Here is a 17,127-nt window from a genome sequence, read left to right on the forward strand (position 1 = left end):
TGGGTCGCGATCCGGCAGACAAGCCGCTCACCGAGCGGTGCGGGCACGCGAGCGATCGATTGATCAACTCACCTCAATGGCTCGGACATGAACTCCAGCAACAAGACGGTCGTTATCCCTGGCGCGTCGCGTGGCGTCGGTCTGGCAGTTGCTGAAGCGTGTCTGAAGCGTCAATTGACGGCACCCGCGGCGCCGTGCTTACAACCCATGAAGGTGACGGCATGAAAGTCGCCATTGTTTTGTTCGATGGTGTGCAGGCGCTGGATGTTGCAGGCCCCTTGGACGTATTCGCTGAAGCAAATACATTTCTGCCGGAGCATCGGAGATACGAGGTCTCTCTTGTAGGGTACCAGGCCGGCACCGTGTCCTGCTCGAATGGGATGCAAGTCGCAGTGCCTTATGGGTATGCGGACTTCGACTCTCCATTTGACCTGCTGTTGATAGCAGGAGGACCGCAGTTGCCCAACGCCCAGCCGCGAAGCGCGTTTCTGGAATGGTTGCAAGAGCAGGCGCGCGGCGCAACACGGTTTGGCTCCGTTTGCAACGGAGCGTTCATGCTCGCGCATGCTGGGCTGCTGGACGGTAAGGAAGTGACGACCCACTGGGCGGATGCCGGCCGCCTCGCTGACGAGTTTCCTAAGGCTCGCGTGCAACCCGACAGGATTTTCATCCGTGACGGACGCCTCTTTACCTCTGCCGGCGTAACGGCGGGCATAGACCTGTGTCTGTCGCTCGTGGCGGAAGACTGGGGGCATGAGCTTGCGGTTCGGGTAGCGAAACGTCTGGTCGTCTATATCCAGCGAGAAGGCGGGCAGTCTCAATACAGCCCTTACGTTGGCCTACGGAAGGACCAGGATCCGATCGTCAGCAAGGTGCTCCGATACGTGACCGAGCACATCACCGATACGCTATCGATCGAACAGCTTGCGAGCGCGGTTTCGGTCAGCCGACGTACCTTCTCGAGGCTATTTTCGAAGTATGCAAAGGTGACGCCGTCCGCGTTTGTCGAGCAGGTTCGCGTTGACGCCGCGAGGAAACTGCTCGAGGAGACAGATGCGCCTCTCAAGACTGTGGCGTTCAATTGTGGTTTTCACAGCGCCACGCATATGCGAGCGATTTTCTTCCGGCGGCTAAACGTAACGCCCAGACAGTATCGTCAACGATTCCGTGGTGCGGCGTGCACGGAGCAGTGGGCGTCCGGCGGTATCGTCGAGCAAGTCGAAATAGCCGAGATGGAAGCGTGAGATAGCTTTCCGGTCTACCCAGGACTGGCCTGGTCTGCGCACGCCCCTCGCGTGGAAAGGCGGAGGTATACACCGTCGCTGGCCAGAATCGGGGTACGTTTGACCTGAAATCGATCCTCTTGTGGCTTGTCCGCGGTAACGAGGTGGCCCAAACTACGGCGCTTGTGGGAGGCCCTCCCGATAATGGCTTACATCATCCGTGACTCACTCCGATCCACTTCAATGCCTTCCAGACCTTCTTGAACCGGGTTTATCGGTCGTGTTTTGCGGAATCAATCCGGGCGCCCTTGCGGCTTCCACCGGCCGCCACTTTGCCGGCAGAGGCAATCGGTTCTGGCGGGTCCTTCACCTTGCGGGTTTTACTCCTGAACAAATATCTCCTGAGGACGATCGCACGCTGCTGCAGTATGGTTGCGGCCTGACAACCGTGGTCTCGCGTCCAACCGCACGAGCGGACGAACTATCGCAATGGGAGTTCAAAGCGGCTGCGACGGAATTCGAGCAGAAGATTGAACGCTATGCGCCGCAATGTGTTGCCTTCCTCGGGAAGATGGCGCTCTCCGCCATGTCGGACACGCGCGACATCCACTGGGGCCTACAACCGAAAACGTTCGGCGGCGCCCGCGCATCGGTATTGCCAAATCCTAGCGGCCTGAACCGGACATTCAGTCTCGACGCGCTAGTGATTGCCTACCGGGAACTTCGTCTTGCAGTCGCGCCGGCTGTTTGAGGCAGTCGTAGCGCGATATCGGCATCATCATAACGAAACAGGCTGGTCGGGACTCGCGTTACATGCTTGAGGCGCCGCTCGCGCCGTTCCACCGGGGCGACGTTTACTTCGTTATACGAACCGAAAAAAAATCCTTTCCCGGTGGGCGCATTGTCCTCGTGGCGACGGTGGCATTGGCCAGATTTCCGCTCGAAATGGCCCAATTCACGACCTGTATCGACTATAAGAATGCTGCCCCCTCTCCTAGAATTAGTTCAACCCATTGCGCAGCAGCGATACGGTAACGAGCCGATTTGAATGACTTCAGGAAAAACCATCAAGTCATGGGATCAAGTTTCTTCGCGGAGCATCTGAGGTCTTTGCGAGCGCCGGGCGTGACAGGGAGATTTCCCGATGGAATGCGCCATTCAACCCTTAGTAGCCAGACCCTTATGAACACCGCCAACCCACCGACAACCAGAACAGGAGAACCGAAGCTCGCGCATTCGTCAGCGCCGGTTTCTGTACGGAAGACAGAGACTCCTGTACAGCAAACGTCCACCGAAGCCAAGCTACCGCTTCGCCGCGCTATCGGCCTGATCGGAATGTTGCTGGCGTCGCTGCTGGCGATATTGAACGAACAGGTCACCGCGGTGGCGCTGACCGATATTCGCGGCGTGTTCTCGATCGGACGTGACGATGGGACATGGCTGACCGCTCTCTTCGAGGCTACAAACGTGGCCACGATGGTATTTGCTCCGTGGTTTGGAGTGACGCTCACGCTGAAGCGATTCACGATCGGCGCCGTGCTGGCCGTGATGTTCCTCGGGTTCCTTTGTCCCTTTGCGCCGAACCTGCATATGCTTTATGTGTTGCGTGCGCTGCAGGGCGTAGCCGGCGGATGCCTGCCCCCAATGTTGATCATCGTGGCGCTTCGTTATCTTCCCCCGAAAATCAAGTTATATGGACTCGCGGGTTACGCACTGACTGCGACCTTCGGCCCAGCGCTCGGCACGCCTCTCGCGGCCTTATGGACCGAATATGTCGGTTGGCAAATGGCATTCTGGCAAATCGTGCCGCTTGGTTTAGTGAGCTGCGTGGCAATCTACAAGGGACTTCCGGCAGATCCCACCAAACTCGAACGATTCCGTTCGTTTAACTGGAGCGGGTTCATACTGGGATATCCCGCTATAGCAATGCTCGTCATTGGCTTTCTACAGGGCGATCGCCTTGACTGGCTGAACTCCACGTTTATCTCCACGATGTTTTATGGAGGGGCGCTGTTGTTCGTTGCGTTCCTTATCAACGAGTGGTTTCATCCGCTGCCGTTTTTCGGGCTTAGGCTGCTTTCCCGCAGGAACTTCGCGCACGGGCTTCTGACGCTGGTAGGCGCAGTTGTGCTACTGGTTGGCGTTGCCGCTATACCCGGCCAATATCTCGCACAAGTTCACGGTTACAGGCCGCTGCAAACCGCGCCGCTGTCTTTGCTGGTTGCCATTCCCCTATTGATTGCACTGCCTGCGACCGCCGCCGTCCTGAACCTCAGGCAGGTCGACCACCGCTGGGTCATGGCGATTGGACTTTCCCTGATGGCCACCTCCTGCTTTATGGGGAGTTTCATGACCTCGGAGTGGATCCGCGAGAACTTCTGCTGGCTTCAGTCGTTACAGATCGTTGCGCAACCGATGGTGATCATGGGGATCCTGATGGGCGTAACAACAGGCTTGCCGCCAACGGAAGGGCCGTTTGCTTCGGCCATGTTCAACACGCTCAAAACCTTTTCTGGCGCTGCGGCAACCGGTCTCATCGAAGGGCTAGGTACTGCGCGTGAGCATTTTCATTCGAGCATGCTCGTGGACCGGTTAGGCAACAACGCGTTAATTACGGGCCAAAGCATCGATGCCGTTCATGGTCTCGGCGAACTCGCACACCGGATCCACGAGCAGGCCGTAGTGCTGACATCGGCGGATCTCTATCGCGTGATGGCCGGTATCGCCGTCGCCTTCCTTTTCGTTATCCCGGTGTTGCCCGTGCGTATTTATCCGCCATGGAGTACTACGCCGCCCTCTTCCCGTTAAGCGACGCTATATATGTCATCCGTTACCCAACTTCCTCCCAAAGCAATTCGTCTTGCTGCGTATGCGGTCATACTCGGCGTCGCCATATGGGCTGGCATCAGACTATTTGCCGACTCGAATAGCGAGTCCACAAACGATGCCTATGTGACGGCCGATTTCACGCTGGTAGCACCGCGTGTCGCTGGCCAGCTTTCAGAGGTACTCGTAGAAGACAACCAGCAGGTGAAAGCCGGACAACTACTGGTACGTATCGATGACCGCGACTTCCGCGCCTGAACCAGCGCGCGCTGTCGATTGCGCGGCAACGGTACAAGGCAGGCGCAGTCGATTTTCTAGACGTGCTTAACGTGCAGAAACAGTTGCTCGACGCGCAGAGCAACCTTGAGCAAAGCAAGGCCGACGCTGACGCCAACCTCATCACGCTATGCAAGGTACTCGGCGGCGGGTGGGAGTCAACGTATGCCAAACAGGACGATCTTCATTGACAGGACGGCGTTAGGCGACCAGTGAGCGTCTTATGTGGAAGTTGGCGATACGGCATGCAATCCTAGGTAAGCCCGACAAGGAGACATCGGTCATATCCCCCTCGACGCGTATCGCGGGGTGCGCTCGGCCGTGGATAAGCGAGTGAAAGAGGTGGTCGACGACGCCGACGGTCCTGAGGTTGTGGCCGAGGCCTTACTACAGGCTGCCGTCGCGGCTCGCCCGAAACTCCGCTATACAGCCGGTGGACTCGCCGGACGTCTGCGATTGCTACGCAGATTTGCGCCCGCTGGGCTGGTAGACGCCGGCATTCGCAAAGATCTGCGGCTCGCAACGTAGACGGCGTTACCGCCCCCCCATTCAAAGGGCAGACTACAAGGACGTGCTGGCATAGTGGTCGACGTCAGGCATGACCGTGCTATGACTGATCTGCAGTTCTACATACCGGTGTGTTGACGACATCGCGTTCGCTCGCGATCCCTCGCTTGCTCAAAGTACATAGTGCGATAACGAGTAACGTCACCTGCAGCGCCGTCCGAAGCATGCCGTTCAACCGCAGTTCAACCGCAAAAGCGTTTCAACGCATGGCCGCTTCCTCGACGCAGGAGAGAAAGCGGGAGGCCGCCGAGGTGAGCGGGCGCTCCTGCCTTTGCACCACGTAGACGTCCATGTCGGGAAGCGACTCGTGGATCTTCAGCTCACGAATCCTGCGGCGCTTCATCTCGAGCTGGAACGTCTGCTGCGTGGCCACGCAAATCACATCGGTCTTCGCGATCAATGCGACGGCCGGCGCCAATGCCTGGCAGCGCATGATTCTGCTGGGCGCGGATAAACCCAGCGAGTGGAAGTAGGCGCTGAAACCTTTGTCGATGTCGTCGCCGGGCTCGCAGGGCAGGAGCCATTCCGCTCCGTGTAACTTCGAGATCGAGCGTGCCTGCGCGAGCGGATGGCCTTGGCGCGCCACGACCAGCAACGGCACCGACATGATTTTTCGCTGCTCGACGAAATCGGGCCATTGCGTGTCCGCGGTACCCATGGCTACTGCGAAATCGGTGTCTCCGTCGCGCAGCGCACGGAGCGCGGCGGGCAGCGACAATTCGCGGACGGTAACCGACGTATCGGGATTCTGCGCGCGAAATTGCGCGAACGCCTCGGGTAGCAAAGCACAGGCGACCGCCGATGAGACGGACACGGCGACCTCTCCACCCGCGCCATTGAGCATGGCCGACAATTCTTCGTGTATGTGCCGCACGTCGTTGACCAGCATGCGTGCGCGGCGCTGAAACAGGACGCCGTATTCGGTCAGCGCGACGCCGTTGACCGATCGCACGACGAGCGGCACGCCCAGCGTTTTTTCCAGCTCGCGAATCGTGACCGTGACGGCCGGCTGCGTCAAACACAGCGCGCGCGCGGCGCCATGCAAGCTGCCCTGCTCGGCGACACTCAGGAATACCCGCAATTGACGAAGTTTCATTCTGCTCCATGAGATAAAAAAACGTTATCAAGGCCATTTTTTTATTGCCTTGTGCGCCGGTGCGTTAGTCATGATCATTGTGACCGAACGCACGCCTCGCGTGCATCTCTTCGAGGTCACTGCATGGTAATAAAAGACAATTTCTCGGGATCATACGCTCAGGCGCGCGAGAGATTTACGAGGGCGGCGCGCGCCGGCGGGTTCGAGGTCAAGCAGATTGTGCACCCCACGGCAGTTGGCCCTGATAACGAGATGCTATCGATCGATCTCGCGATATACGCGCATGCCGGCGCTCGTTCGCTGCTCATCATCACGTCGGGCACGCATGGGGTCGAGGGTTTCTGCGGATCGGGTTGTCAGGTGGGATTGCTCCAGGATGCGGCCTTTATCGCCGAGGCGCAAGGGCGCGGCGTCGCGCTGTTGATGATCCACGGCGTGAACCCCTACGGATTCGCCCATCTGCGTCGGGTGAACGAAGACAACGTCGATCTGAATCGCAATAGCGTGGATTTTTCCACGGCGGCCGATACGAATCCCGGGTACGTAGAACTTGGTCCGCTGCTGCTGCCGGAGTCCTGGCCGCCCGACGCGGACAATCAGGCCGCTCTCGGGGCTTACATCCAGACGCATGGCGAGCAAGCGTTGCGCGACACCGTTTCGAAGGGACAGTACGCTGTGCCGGACGGGATGTTCTACGGCGGTGCGCAAACGTGCTGGAGCACGCAGACCGTTCACTCGATTCTGCGCGCGCACGCTAGCGGTTATCGCCGGTTTGCGTGGATCGATCTTCACACGGGGCTGGGCCCGTATGGTCACGGTGAAAAGATCTTCATGAGCACGGATCGCTCCGAACTGGAGAGGGCGCGCCGTTGGTGGGGCGACGACGTGAAGCCGATCCATGCAGCGGGATCTGTTTCGGCCGACGTGCAAGGCCCGATCATCGGGGTTTCGTACGATGAATTCCCGGGCATCGAAAAGACGACGCTGGGCCTCGAATTTGGCACTTACGAACCCTTGCACGTGTTAAAAGCGCTGCGCGCCGATCACTGGCTCCACCGTCACCCGGAATGTGAGGCCACGGCGGCCGCGCAGATCCGGCAAAACCTGAAAGACGCGTTCTACTGCGACAACGACGAATGGAAGGGGTTGGTTTTCGGGCAGACGCGTGTCGTGGCCTGGCAGGCCATCGCGGGGCTCTCGGAAGGTGATTCGGAGCTTTCCGGTTCGACCCGTTGAGTGTTTGCTCGTGACGTTCACGGCGGCCCCGAATATTCCAACGTAGCAATCCTTGGCCGGTGGTCGTATCGGTGACCGTCTGGAGACGACGCCCGATTTCATTCAAAGAGAGTAGCGGGGACATGAAAGTTCGGGCTCAGTCGACGCTTGAGCGATTAATGCTATGGAATCCGAAGTTAATGAATCGGCATAAGAAATCAGCAACCAATCGTAATTATTTTTAAAACCATATCTAAAGACAGGAGACTCATGAAGATGGCGAAGCGACGGAAATTCCCGATCAAGGCGTGTGTGGCCGCCGCGGCACTCTGTGCGGCGGGTGCCGCGAATGCGGACGACAGCAGCGTGACGCTCTACGGTATCGCTGACGCCGGCTTGATGTATCTGAGTCATTCGACGCCTGCGTTCAACGGCGGAACAGGCGCAGGACGCGAGTTCCAGCTCACCAACTCGGGCTACTCGCCTTCGCTATGGGGCTTGAAGGGCACGGAAGATCTGGGCGGCGGCCTCAAGGCGGAATTCAAGCTCGAAAGCGGTATCAATCTCGCCAACGGCGGCTTCGACAACCCGGGCGGCAACAACGGGCTGTTCAACCGTACTGCCGACGTCGGCCTGTCGGGCGGCTTCGGTAAGGTCATGGCCGGCTTGCAGCTCTCGCCGTTCTTCGAAATGATATTCGACCTCGATCCGCGCGGTACCAGCGAATTCGGCAGCATGCTCATCCCGGTCAGCGAGAACAGCCTGATCGCCGCCATCTTCATGCCGAACGCGGTGACCTACACCTCGCCCAACATTGCCGGGTTCCAGTTCGCCGCCCTGTACAGCCTGGGCGGCGTCGCCGGCTCCTTCCAGACCGGCCGTGCCTATTCCGTCGGCGCGAAATACACCAACGGGACGCTGCTGGTCGGTGCCGCTTACATCAACGTCAACAACGCGGCCGACAGCGCCCTCGCCAGCGTTGGCGAACTCTATCCGGCGAACGTCCGCGCCTATACGGCGGGTGCCAGCTACAAGTTTGGCGGCCTGACGGCCAAGGCCTCGTTCGCCAATTTCAAGGCGAACAGCGTGCCAGTCTCGGTAGACCCGGCGCTAGCCAATTCGACCAATACCAGCGTGAACATTTATAGCGGTGGCGTCGATTATTTCGCCCTGCCGGACCTCGATCTGAACGCCGGTGTCTACTATCAGCAGGACCGCGTGAACTCGGGCGGTCACTCGGTGATGGGAGCGATCGGGACACAGTTCTTTCTGTCGAAGCGCACGTCCCTGTATGCCCAGGTGGGAGTCGTCAACAACACGTGTGCGCGCGATGGCGTGTGCCTCGGTTCGGGCCTGTCCGTCGAGAGCGGTGGCAGCGGAGTCGGCGGTCTGCAAGGTCTCGGGACGGCTGCCGAAGGCCTCGGCCTCCCGCCGGGCACGACGGTCGGCGCTGACGTCGGCATTCGCATGACGTTCTAATCTGGACGATCCGACCTGAAGGCCACGCGCAAGGGCGACCACGCCCTTGAAAAGGCTGTGCGCAAGGCACTGGCCATCAAGGCCGTCGGTCAGTAAGCCCGGTGCGCAGCCGGCGCTTCCTTCATGCCCTTGGTGTCGGACGCGATGCGGGGCGAGTGGTTACACAGCTCGAATAATTTCAAACAGCTTTCATCACACATCCCGCTGGCTGTGACCGCCGCCAAAAGAAACCCCACGTTCAACCGTCCATTGACGCAGGCTGCGGGTCAAAAGACACCCGAAGGAGTCTTCCGGATCCCGACATGTTTCACGCTGGTAACTCAAACCTTGCGCGCACCTGGTACATTGATGCCATCCTTCGTCCCAATCGTTGTCCACCCGCTTCCAGCAACGCGAACATGAACAACACACGCTCCGTCAGCAGCGCCCTCGCGGCAGTCGACGACTCGCCGCACGCTCTATTTCGCGCGACCACCTTGATAAAACATTACCGCCGATTACGAAGCGCATTCATCGTCACGGACCCAATCAGCAAGCCATAACGTCGCCTTGTGCCGGTCACGACGTCATGCATTTTGCGTAGTCCGCTTTGCTTGCGATTAGATAACACCATTCCAAACGTTCGTTGGGTTGTGACAACACGCGAGAACCATGGCATGTTCCCAACATCCTGGCAGAGAATGACTACCCGTCCAATCATCAACGGCAGCATCTGTATTCGGAGATACCTATGAGTGAAGCCGTGTCCAAGCAACCCAAGCGCTCCCGACGCGGGCTCATTCTGTTTGCGGTTGTCGTGCTGGCGCTAATCGCGCTTGTCGTTGTCCACCTGTTGACCCAGAAGAAACCCACGCGCGACGTCGCACCCATCGTCGTCACCGTGGCGAGCGCTACACTCGGTTCGATGCCAGTCACCTTGAGCGAACTCGGCACGGTCACGCCGACCGCCACCGTGACCGTGCTGCCGCAGCTAAGCGGCTACCTGACGGCCGTCGGTTATCACGAAGGCCAGGAAGTCCAGAAAGGCCAGTTCCTCGCCCAGATCGATCCGCGCCAGTATCAGATCAGCAAGCAGCAGGCTCAGGCGACACTCGCCAAAGACCGCGCGACGCTGGCCCAGGCGCGTGCCGATCTGGTCCGCTACACGCAGTTGAACGAGCGCAAGTCGATCGCCCAGCAGACCTTTGCGGATCAGCAATTCCTCGTGCAGCAAGACGAGGCCGCAGTCCAGTCCGACCTCGCCAACATTGCCCAGTTCGACCTCGACCTGACCTATTGCCGCATCACCGCGCCGGTCGCCGGCAAGGTCGGCCTGCGCCTGGTCGACCCGGGCAACTACGTGACGGCGTCATCGTCGACCGGAATTGTGGTCATCACCACCATCAAGCCGACTACCGTGCAGTTCACGGTGCCGCAAGACGCGCTGGCCTCCATCGTGCAGCGCCTGAATGGCGGCGCTACCTTGCCGGTTACCGCCTATTCCAGCGACAACGCGCGCGAGATTGCCACAGGAGCGCTCTACGCCGTCAGCAACCAGATGGCCACGGCGACCGGCACCGTCACCCTGCGCGCCACTTTCGCCAACGAAGACGAAGCGCTGTTCCCTAACGAGTTCGTCAACGTCAAGCTGCTGGTCGATACGATGCAGAATGCCGTGCTGGTGCCGACCGCCGCCGTGCAAACCGGCGCGCCCGGCGACTTCGTCTATCTGGTCAATGCGAACAACACTGTCTCCGTGCACAAGGTGAAGCTGGGTCCGAGCGACGGCAAGAACACGGTCATCCTGTCCGGCCTCTCCCAAGGCAACCAGGTGGTCACGGACGGCACGGACCGCCTGAACGACGGCGCCAAAATTCAGGCTGCCAAGCCGAAACCCGCGGCGGCTAGCCGTCCAGCCAGCGGCGCAGCCGCGGCGCCGGCCTCCTCCGAACCCGCTGCTGCGTCCGCGGCGGCGGCGGCCAATGCTGCTTCGTCGTAGCAGGCTCACGCGCCGATGAATATTTCCCGTCTGTTTATTCTTCGACCGGTAGCCACGCTGCTGCTGATGATCGCCCTCGTGCTGGTGGGCCTCGTCGCCATGCGCGTGCTGCCGGTTTCATCGCTGCCCAACGTCGACTATCCGACCATCCAGGTGCAGACGTTCTATCCGGGCGCGAGCCCGGATGTGATGGCCACCACGGTCACGGCGCCGCTCGAAGTGCAGTTGGGCGAGATCCCCGGCTTGCAACAGATGACGTCGTATAGCTCGGACGGCGCGTCGGTCATCACGCTGCAGTTCGATCTGTCGCTGAACCTCGACATCGCCGAACAAAACGTCCAGCAGGCCATCAACGCCTCCAACAGCTACCTGCCCGCCGGCCTGCCCGCGCCGCCAACGTATGCCAAGGTCAACCCGGCCGACCAGCCGATCCTGACGCTCGCGGTCACATCGAAATCGATGTCGCTGACCCAGCTTGAAGACATCGCCAACAACCGTCTCGGCACCAAGATTTCCGAAGTGTCGGGCGTGGGCGTGGTCACGACCAGCGGCGGCAATGTGCCGGCCATCCGCGTCGAAGCGGACCCGCACAAGCTGGCCGCCTACGGCCTGAACATCGACGATCTGCGCACGCTGCTCAGCTATGTGAACGTCAGTCAGCCGAAGGGCAATTTCGACGGCCCGGACCTCGATTACACGATCAACGGCAACGATCAGATCACCGATCCGAAGGACTATCTGGACACGGTGATCGCTTACCAGAACGGCGCCCCGGTGTTCATGCGCGACGTCGCACGGGTCAGTCAGGCCGCTCAGGACGTCGAGCGCGGCGCCTGGTACAACGGCTCACCGGCGATCGTGCTCAACGTGCAGCGGCAACCGGGCGCGAACGTGATCGCGACCGTCAACCAGATCATGAAGCAACTGCCTCAGCTCGAGTCCACGCTGCCGGCCGGCATGCAAGTGACCGTCGTGTCGGACACCACGGGCGTGATCCGCTCGTCGGTCTCCGACGCGGCGTTCGAACTGATTCTCGCCATCGTGCTGGTGGTGGCGGTGATCTTCGTGTTCCTGCGCAACGTGCCCGCCACGCTGATTCCGAGCATATCGGTGCCGGTGTCGCTGATCGGCACCCTGGCTGTGATGTACCAGTTGAACTACTCGATCGACAACCTCTCGCTGATGGCGCTCATCATCGCCACCGGCTTCGTGGTCGACGACTCGATCGTGATGATCGAGAACATCGTGCGTTATCTGGAGGAAGGCAAGACGCCGCTCGAAGCCGCGCTGGAAGGCGCGGGCCAGATCGGCTTCACGATTCTGTCGCTGACCGTCTCGCTGATTGCCGTGCTGATTCCGCTGCTCTTCATGGGCGGCGTGATCGGGCGTCTGTTCAGCGAATTCGCGGTGACGCTTGCCGTCACCATCGTGATCTCGGCGATTGTGTCGCTGACCGTGGTGCCGATGCTCTGTGCGCGCATGTTGCGCGCGCAGGCCGACCGTCATCCGAGTCGCTTTGAGCGGATCAGCGAGGGCCTGTTCGACAAAACGCTCGGCGCTTATGAACGCGGCCTGCGCTGGGTGCTGGATCACCAGGTGCTGACGCTCGTGGTGGCCGTCGGCACGGTCGTGCTGACCGGCATCCTGTACGTGGTGATTCCGAAGGGCCTCTTTCCGGTGCAGGACGTCGGCGTGATCGAGGGTATCAGCGTGGCCGACAACTCGGTGTCGTACGCCGCGATGGTGAACCGCCAGGGCGCGCTCGCCGATGCGATCCTGAAAGACCCGGATGTCACCTCGCTGACCTCCTACGTGGGAATCGACGGCACGAACTCGACGCTGAACAATGGCCGCTTCCTGATCAATCTTCGCGACCGCGACAAGCGTTCCGACACGGCGCAAGAGGTTGCCCGGCGTCTGCAACAGGAAGTCGCCAATGTGCCCGGCGTCAAGCTCTACATGCAGCCCGAGCAGGATCTGACGCTCGACACGACGGTCTCGCCGAACCAGTACAGCTTCGTGCTGCGCGGACCGAGCCAGCAGGCGTTCCAGAAGTACGTGCCGGAACTGGTCGCGAAGCTGAAGCAGATTCCGTCGCTTGCCGACGTGCAAAGCGACATGAATACCGACGGCCTCAGCGTGAACGTCGAAGTCAACCGGCAGTTGGCAGCGCGCTTCGGCATTACGCCCGCGACGATCGACAACGCGCTGTACGACGCGCTCGGCCAGCGGATCGTCTCGACCATCTTCGAGCAGTCCAACCAGTACCGCGTGATTCTCGTCGCCAAACCGGAATCGTTGCCGAACGTGCAGTCGATCGGCGACCTGTATCTGCCGAGTCAGACCAGTAGCACGGGCCAGGTGCCGCTGTCGGGCATCGCGAAGATCCAGATCACGAAGTCGCCGCTCGTGATCAGCCATCTGGCGCAGTTCCCATCGGTCACCATCTCGTTCAACCTCGCGAAAGATGCGTCGTTGAGCACGGCCGTCAAGGCCATCCATCAGGCCGAACAGTCGGTGAACCTGCCACCGTCGATCACCTCGTCGCTGCAGGGCGCGGCCCAGGCATTCGAGGATTCGCTGTCGAGCGAAGTCTATCTGCTGATCGCGGCGCTGGTGGCGGTGTATATCGTGCTCGGCGTCCTGTACGAGAGCTTCATCCATCCGGTGACAATTCTGTCCACGCTGCCCTCGGCGGGAATCGGCGCGTTGCTCTCGCTGATGATCGCCGGCAGCGACCTGGATGTGATCGGCATTATCGGTATCGTGCTGCTCATTGGTATCGTCAAGAAGAACGCCATCATGATGGTGGACTTCGCACTGGACGCTGAACGCAATCACGGCAAGCCGCCACGCGAGGCGATCTTCCAGGCGTCGCTGCTGCGTTTCCGCCCGATCCTGATGACCACGCTCGCCGCCATGCTCGGCGCGCTGCCGATGCTGCTCGGCAGCGGCACGGGTTCCGAATTGCGCCGGCCGCTGGGGCTCGCGATCATCGGCGGTCTGATGCTGAGCCAGGTGCTGACGCTCTTCACTACGCCCGTGATCTATCTGTTCTTCGACAGAATGGCCGAGCGCACGAGACGCTGGCGCAACCGCAATAACCCGCAGAATCCGCCTGAAGGCGGCGCGGAGGAGGCGCCTTGAACATCTCGGCGTTATTCATCCGGCGGCCCGTCGCGACCACGCTTCTGGCCATCGCGATTCTGATCTCCGGGGCACTCGCCTACTTCCGGCTGCCGGTCGCGCCGTTGCCGAACATCGCCTTTCCGGTCATCGTGGTGCAGGCGAACATGGCGGGCGCGAGCCCGGACATCATGGCGTCCACGGTGGCCGAGCCGCTCGAGCGGCGGCTCGCCACCATTGCCGACGTTGAAGAACTGACTTCGATCAGCTATGTCGGCTCGTCGATGATCGTTGTCGAGTTCGGGTTGAAGCGCGACATCAACGGCGCCGCGCGCGACGTCGAAGCGGCGATCCAGGCGGCGCGCGCCGACTTGCCGACCACGCTGCGCAGCAATCCGACCTATCGCCAGTACAACCCGGCGGATGCCCCCATCATGGTGCTCTCGCTGACGTCGGACACGCTCACCAAGGCACAGCTCTACGATTCCGCGGATTCGGTGATCCAGCAGCAGCTCTCGCAGGTCAACGGTGTGGGCCAGATCACGCTCGGCGGCGGCGCGTTGCCCTCGGTGCGCGTCGAGTTGCAACCGGGCAAGCTGAACAGCTACGGTATTGGTCTGGAAGACGTGCGCGCGGCGATCAGCGCAGCCAACGCCGACAGCGCGAAGGGCCATCTCGACGAGGGCAACCAGCGCTACGTGGTCACGTCCAACGACCAGATTACGCATGCCGCGCCGTACAAAGACCTGGTGGTCGCCTACCGCAACGGCGCGCCGGTCCAGTTGCGCGACGTGGCCCAGGTCAGGGACTCGAACGAAAATATCCGCAATGCCGGGCTCTTCAACGGCAAGTCCGCCATCCTCGTGATCGTGTATCCGATGCCCGGCAGCAATGTCGTGAGCACCGTCGCGCAGATTCGCAAGGTGCTGCCGTCGATCGAGGCGACACTGCCGAGCAGTGTGCACGTGGGCGTCGCGATCGACCGCTCGGAGTCGGTCAGAGCGTCGGTGGGCGACACGGAGCGCACGCTGTTCATCGCCGTGCTGCTGGTGGTGGGCGTGGTGTTCATCTTCCTGCAATCGCCGCGCGCCACGCTGGTGCCGGCCGTCGCGCTGCCGCTGTCGATCGTGGGCACCTTCGGGCCGATGTACCTGCTCGGCTACAGCATCGACAACCTTTCGCTGATGGCGCTCACCATCGGTACCGGCTTCGTGGTCGACGATGCGGTGGTGGTGCTGGAAAACATCGTGCGTCACATGGAGTTGGGGCTCAGTCCGAAAGAGGCCGCCTTGAAAGGCAGCGGCGAGGTGGGCTTCACGGTGATCTCGATGAGCCTGTCGCTGATTGCGGTGTTCCTCCCGATCATGCTGATGCCGGGCGTTGTCGGCCTGTTGTTCCACGAGTTCGCGGTCACGCTGTCCATCGCCATCCTGATCTCGCTGCTGATTTCGCTGACGGTCACGCCGGCCATGTGCGCCTATGTGCTGAGCCGCGACAACGCCGGGCATTCGAAGGCCCGTTGGGCGACGTGGGTCGAAAAGCAGTTCGATCGTTTCAAGAACGCCTATGCGCGCTCGCTCACGGCCGTACTGGACCATGCCTTGCTGGTCATCCTGCTGTTGATCGGCCTGCTGGTGGGCAATGTGTTCCTGTTCAAGCTGGTGCCGGCCACCTTCTTTCCCGAGCAGGACACCGGCATCCTGATTGGCCAGATCATCGCTGACCAGAGCATCTCCTTTCCGGCGATGCAAAAGAAGCTCACGCAATTGCAGGAGATCGTGCAGAAGGATCCGGCTGTGGCCTCGGTGGCTGGCTTTACCGGCGGCCGCGCGCTCAATACCGCGAACGTGTTCATCGAACTCAAGCCGCTGGCGCAACGCCATCTCACGGCCACCGAGGTCGTGAACCGCCTGCGACCCAAGCTCAACGCGGTCTCGGGCGCGCGGCTCTTTATCCAGGCACAGCAGGATCTGCGAATCGGCGGACGGCAATCCGCCGCCGAGTATCAATACACACTCACCAGCGACGATTCCGCCGCGCTGTTCAAGTGGACACCGCTACTCGTCGCCGCGCTCGCCAAGGAGCACGCGCAGTTGCTCGACGTGAACTCGGACTTGCAGCAAAACGGTCTGCAGACCTACATCAAAATCAATCGCTCGACGGCGGCACGCTACGGCTTTGCGCCGAACCAGGTCGACAACGTACTGTACGACGCGTTCGGCCAGCGGACGGTATCGACCATCTACAACCCGCTCAACCAGTATTTCGTGGTGATGGAAGTCGCGCCGGACTACTGGCAGTACCCGCAAATGCTCAACCAGATTTACCTGAGCACGGCGGCGGGCAACGCCACCGGCACGGCGGGCACGCAGATGCCGGGTGCCACGGTGTCGGGCGTGACGGTGGCGACCCAAGCCGGTACGACCACGTCGTCGGGCACGAACGCACTCAACTCGAACGCCCAGGCCAACGCGACCACCAACAGCATCGCCAACAGCAAGGGGGGCAGTTCGACCGGCAGCGCGGACAGCACCTCGGCTGAAACCATGGTGCCGCTGGCGGCGCTGGCGTCGTACTCGAACAGCCATACGTCGACGCAGGTGAACCATCAGAGCGGCCTCGTGGCCGCGACGATTTCGTTCAACCTGCCGGCGGGCGGTTCGTTGAGCAACGCGGCCGTGTCGATCAACAACACGATCCGCGAGATCGGCATGCCCGCCAGCGTCCACGGATCGTTTGCCGGCGCGGCGGCGGCCTACTCGCAGTCCATGGGTACGGTGCCGCTGCTGATCCTGGCGGCGCTCGGCGTGGTGTATATCGTGCTGGGCGTGTTGTACGAAAGCTCGATCCACCCGTTGACCATCCTGTCGACGCTGCCGTCCGCGGGCATTGGCGCGACGCTGGCATTGCTGATTTTCGGCACGCCGTTCTCGGTCATCGCGTTGATCGGCATCATCCTGCTGATCGGTATCGTCAAGAAGAACGGCATCATGATGGTCGACGTTGCGATCAATTTGCAGCGCAGCGAAGGCATGCCGGCGAGGGACGCGATTCACGCGGCCGCCGTGGTCCGTCTGCGGCCGATTATGATGACCACCTTCGCGGCCGTGCTCGGCGCCGTGCCGCTGGCCATCGGCATTGGCCAGGGCGCGTCGCTGCGCCAACCGCTCGGTATCACGGTGATGGGCGGCCTGATCCTCAGTCAGGTCTTTACCTTGTACACAACGCCGGTGATCTACCTCTACCTCGACCGCTTGCGTTTCAAGCTGGTCAGATGGTCCGCAAACCTGCCATGGAATCGCGACGCGCAGCAACCCGGACAACCGGATACGAGGGCATGA

The 17,127-nt window shown here is 61.0% G+C and carries 9 protein-coding genes and 3 pseudogenes; 11 read left to right on the forward strand and 1 reads right to left on the reverse strand.

All coding sequences use genetic code 11. The features are described from left to right. Window positions 1–221 precede the first annotated feature (221 nt). From HHL24_RS33310 to HHL24_RS44215, 6 genes and pseudogenes are all read left to right on the forward strand, one after another. Complete coding sequence (locus HHL24_RS33310; RefSeq protein ID WP_169489551.1) at window positions 222–1,244, forward strand: GlxA family transcriptional regulator; 1,023 nt, start codon at window positions 222–224, stop codon at window positions 1,242–1,244. 199 nt (window positions 1,245–1,443) lie between these two features. Beyond that, entirely contained in the window at window positions 1,444–1,974 is a 531-nt protein-coding gene (mug, locus tag HHL24_RS33315; RefSeq protein ID WP_169489552.1) for a G/U mismatch-specific DNA glycosylase, read from the forward strand. Between the two features lie 431 nt (window positions 1,975–2,405). Continuing rightward, window positions 2,406–4,031 (forward strand): MFS transporter, encoded by a 1,626-nt coding sequence (locus HHL24_RS33320; protein ID WP_169489553.1) that lies wholly within the window; start codon window positions 2,406–2,408, stop codon window positions 4,029–4,031. A 12-nt stretch (window positions 4,032–4,043) separates the two neighbouring features. Further along, window positions 4,044–4,304: pseudogene (locus tag HHL24_RS33325) on the forward strand (biotin/lipoyl-binding protein); the annotation flags it as partial. Then, window positions 4,304–4,516, forward strand: a pseudogene (locus tag HHL24_RS33330) (TolC family protein); the annotation flags it as partial. The pseudogenes HHL24_RS33325 and HHL24_RS33330, both read left to right, overlap by 1 nt. 97 nt (window positions 4,517–4,613) lie before the next feature. Beyond that, a pseudogene (locus tag HHL24_RS44215) lies at window positions 4,614–4,853 on the forward strand (oxidoreductase); the annotation flags it as partial. Window positions 4,854–5,091: 238 nt separating this feature from the next. Here the strand turns inward: HHL24_RS44215 and HHL24_RS33335 are convergent. Beyond that, window positions 5,092–5,988, reverse strand: coding sequence for a LysR substrate-binding domain-containing protein (locus tag HHL24_RS33335; protein WP_169489554.1), 897 nt, complete (start codon window positions 5,986–5,988; stop codon window positions 5,092–5,094). Between the two features lie 123 nt (window positions 5,989–6,111). On the opposite strand from HHL24_RS33335, the gene HHL24_RS33340 reads away from it, so the two are divergent. The 5 genes from HHL24_RS33340 (at window position 6,112) to HHL24_RS33360 (ending at window position 17,127) form a co-directional block, all read left to right on the forward strand. Next, entirely contained in the window at window positions 6,112–7,224 is a 1,113-nt protein-coding gene (locus HHL24_RS33340; RefSeq protein WP_169489555.1) for a M14 family metallopeptidase, read from the forward strand. A 249-nt stretch (window positions 7,225–7,473) separates the two neighbouring features. Beyond that, window positions 7,474–8,682 carry a porin gene (locus HHL24_RS33345; RefSeq protein WP_169489556.1) on the forward strand — a complete coding sequence of 403 codons (1,209 nt, stop codon included), beginning with the start codon at window positions 7,474–7,476 and terminating at the stop codon, window positions 8,680–8,682. Between the two features lie 730 nt (window positions 8,683–9,412). Further along, window positions 9,413–10,660, forward strand: coding sequence for an efflux RND transporter periplasmic adaptor subunit (locus tag HHL24_RS33350; protein ID WP_169489557.1), 1,248 nt, complete (start codon window positions 9,413–9,415; stop codon window positions 10,658–10,660). Between the two features lie 15 nt (window positions 10,661–10,675). Next, on the forward strand, window positions 10,676–13,807 hold the full coding sequence (locus HHL24_RS33355; RefSeq protein ID WP_169489558.1) for an efflux RND transporter permease subunit: 3,132 nt from the start codon (window positions 10,676–10,678) through the stop codon (window positions 13,805–13,807). Then, window positions 13,804–17,127: an efflux RND transporter permease subunit gene (locus HHL24_RS33360; RefSeq protein ID WP_169489559.1), complete on the forward strand. Its 3,324-nt coding sequence runs from the start codon at window positions 13,804–13,806 to the stop codon at window positions 17,125–17,127. The genes HHL24_RS33355 and HHL24_RS33360 overlap by 4 nt, the downstream gene beginning before the upstream one ends.

The sequence above is a fragment of the Paraburkholderia polaris genome (genome assembly GCF_012927345.1).
Lineage (GTDB): Bacteria > Pseudomonadota > Gammaproteobacteria > Burkholderiales > Burkholderiaceae > Paraburkholderia > Paraburkholderia polaris.

Bases quoted from the DNA above. Each gene is read 5' to 3' on its own strand.
- HHL24_RS33310 (WP_169489551.1), top strand. From the start codon at position 222: ATGAAAGTCGCCATTGTTTTGTTCGATGGTGTGCAGGCGCTGGATGTT.
- HHL24_RS33320 (WP_169489553.1), top strand. From the start codon at position 2,406: ATGAACACCGCCAACCCACCGACAACCAGAACAGGAGAACCGAAGCTC.
- HHL24_RS33335 (WP_169489554.1), bottom strand. From the start codon at position 5,988: ATGAAACTTCGTCAATTGCGGGTATTCCTGAGTGTCGCCGAGCAGGGC.
- HHL24_RS33340 (WP_169489555.1), top strand. From the start codon at position 6,112: ATGGTAATAAAAGACAATTTCTCGGGATCATACGCTCAGGCGCGCGAG.
- HHL24_RS33345 (WP_169489556.1), top strand. From the start codon at position 7,474: ATGAAGATGGCGAAGCGACGGAAATTCCCGATCAAGGCGTGTGTGGCC.
- HHL24_RS33350 (WP_169489557.1), top strand. From the start codon at position 9,413: ATGAGTGAAGCCGTGTCCAAGCAACCCAAGCGCTCCCGACGCGGGCTC.
- HHL24_RS33355 (WP_169489558.1), top strand. From the start codon at position 10,676: ATGAATATTTCCCGTCTGTTTATTCTTCGACCGGTAGCCACGCTGCTG.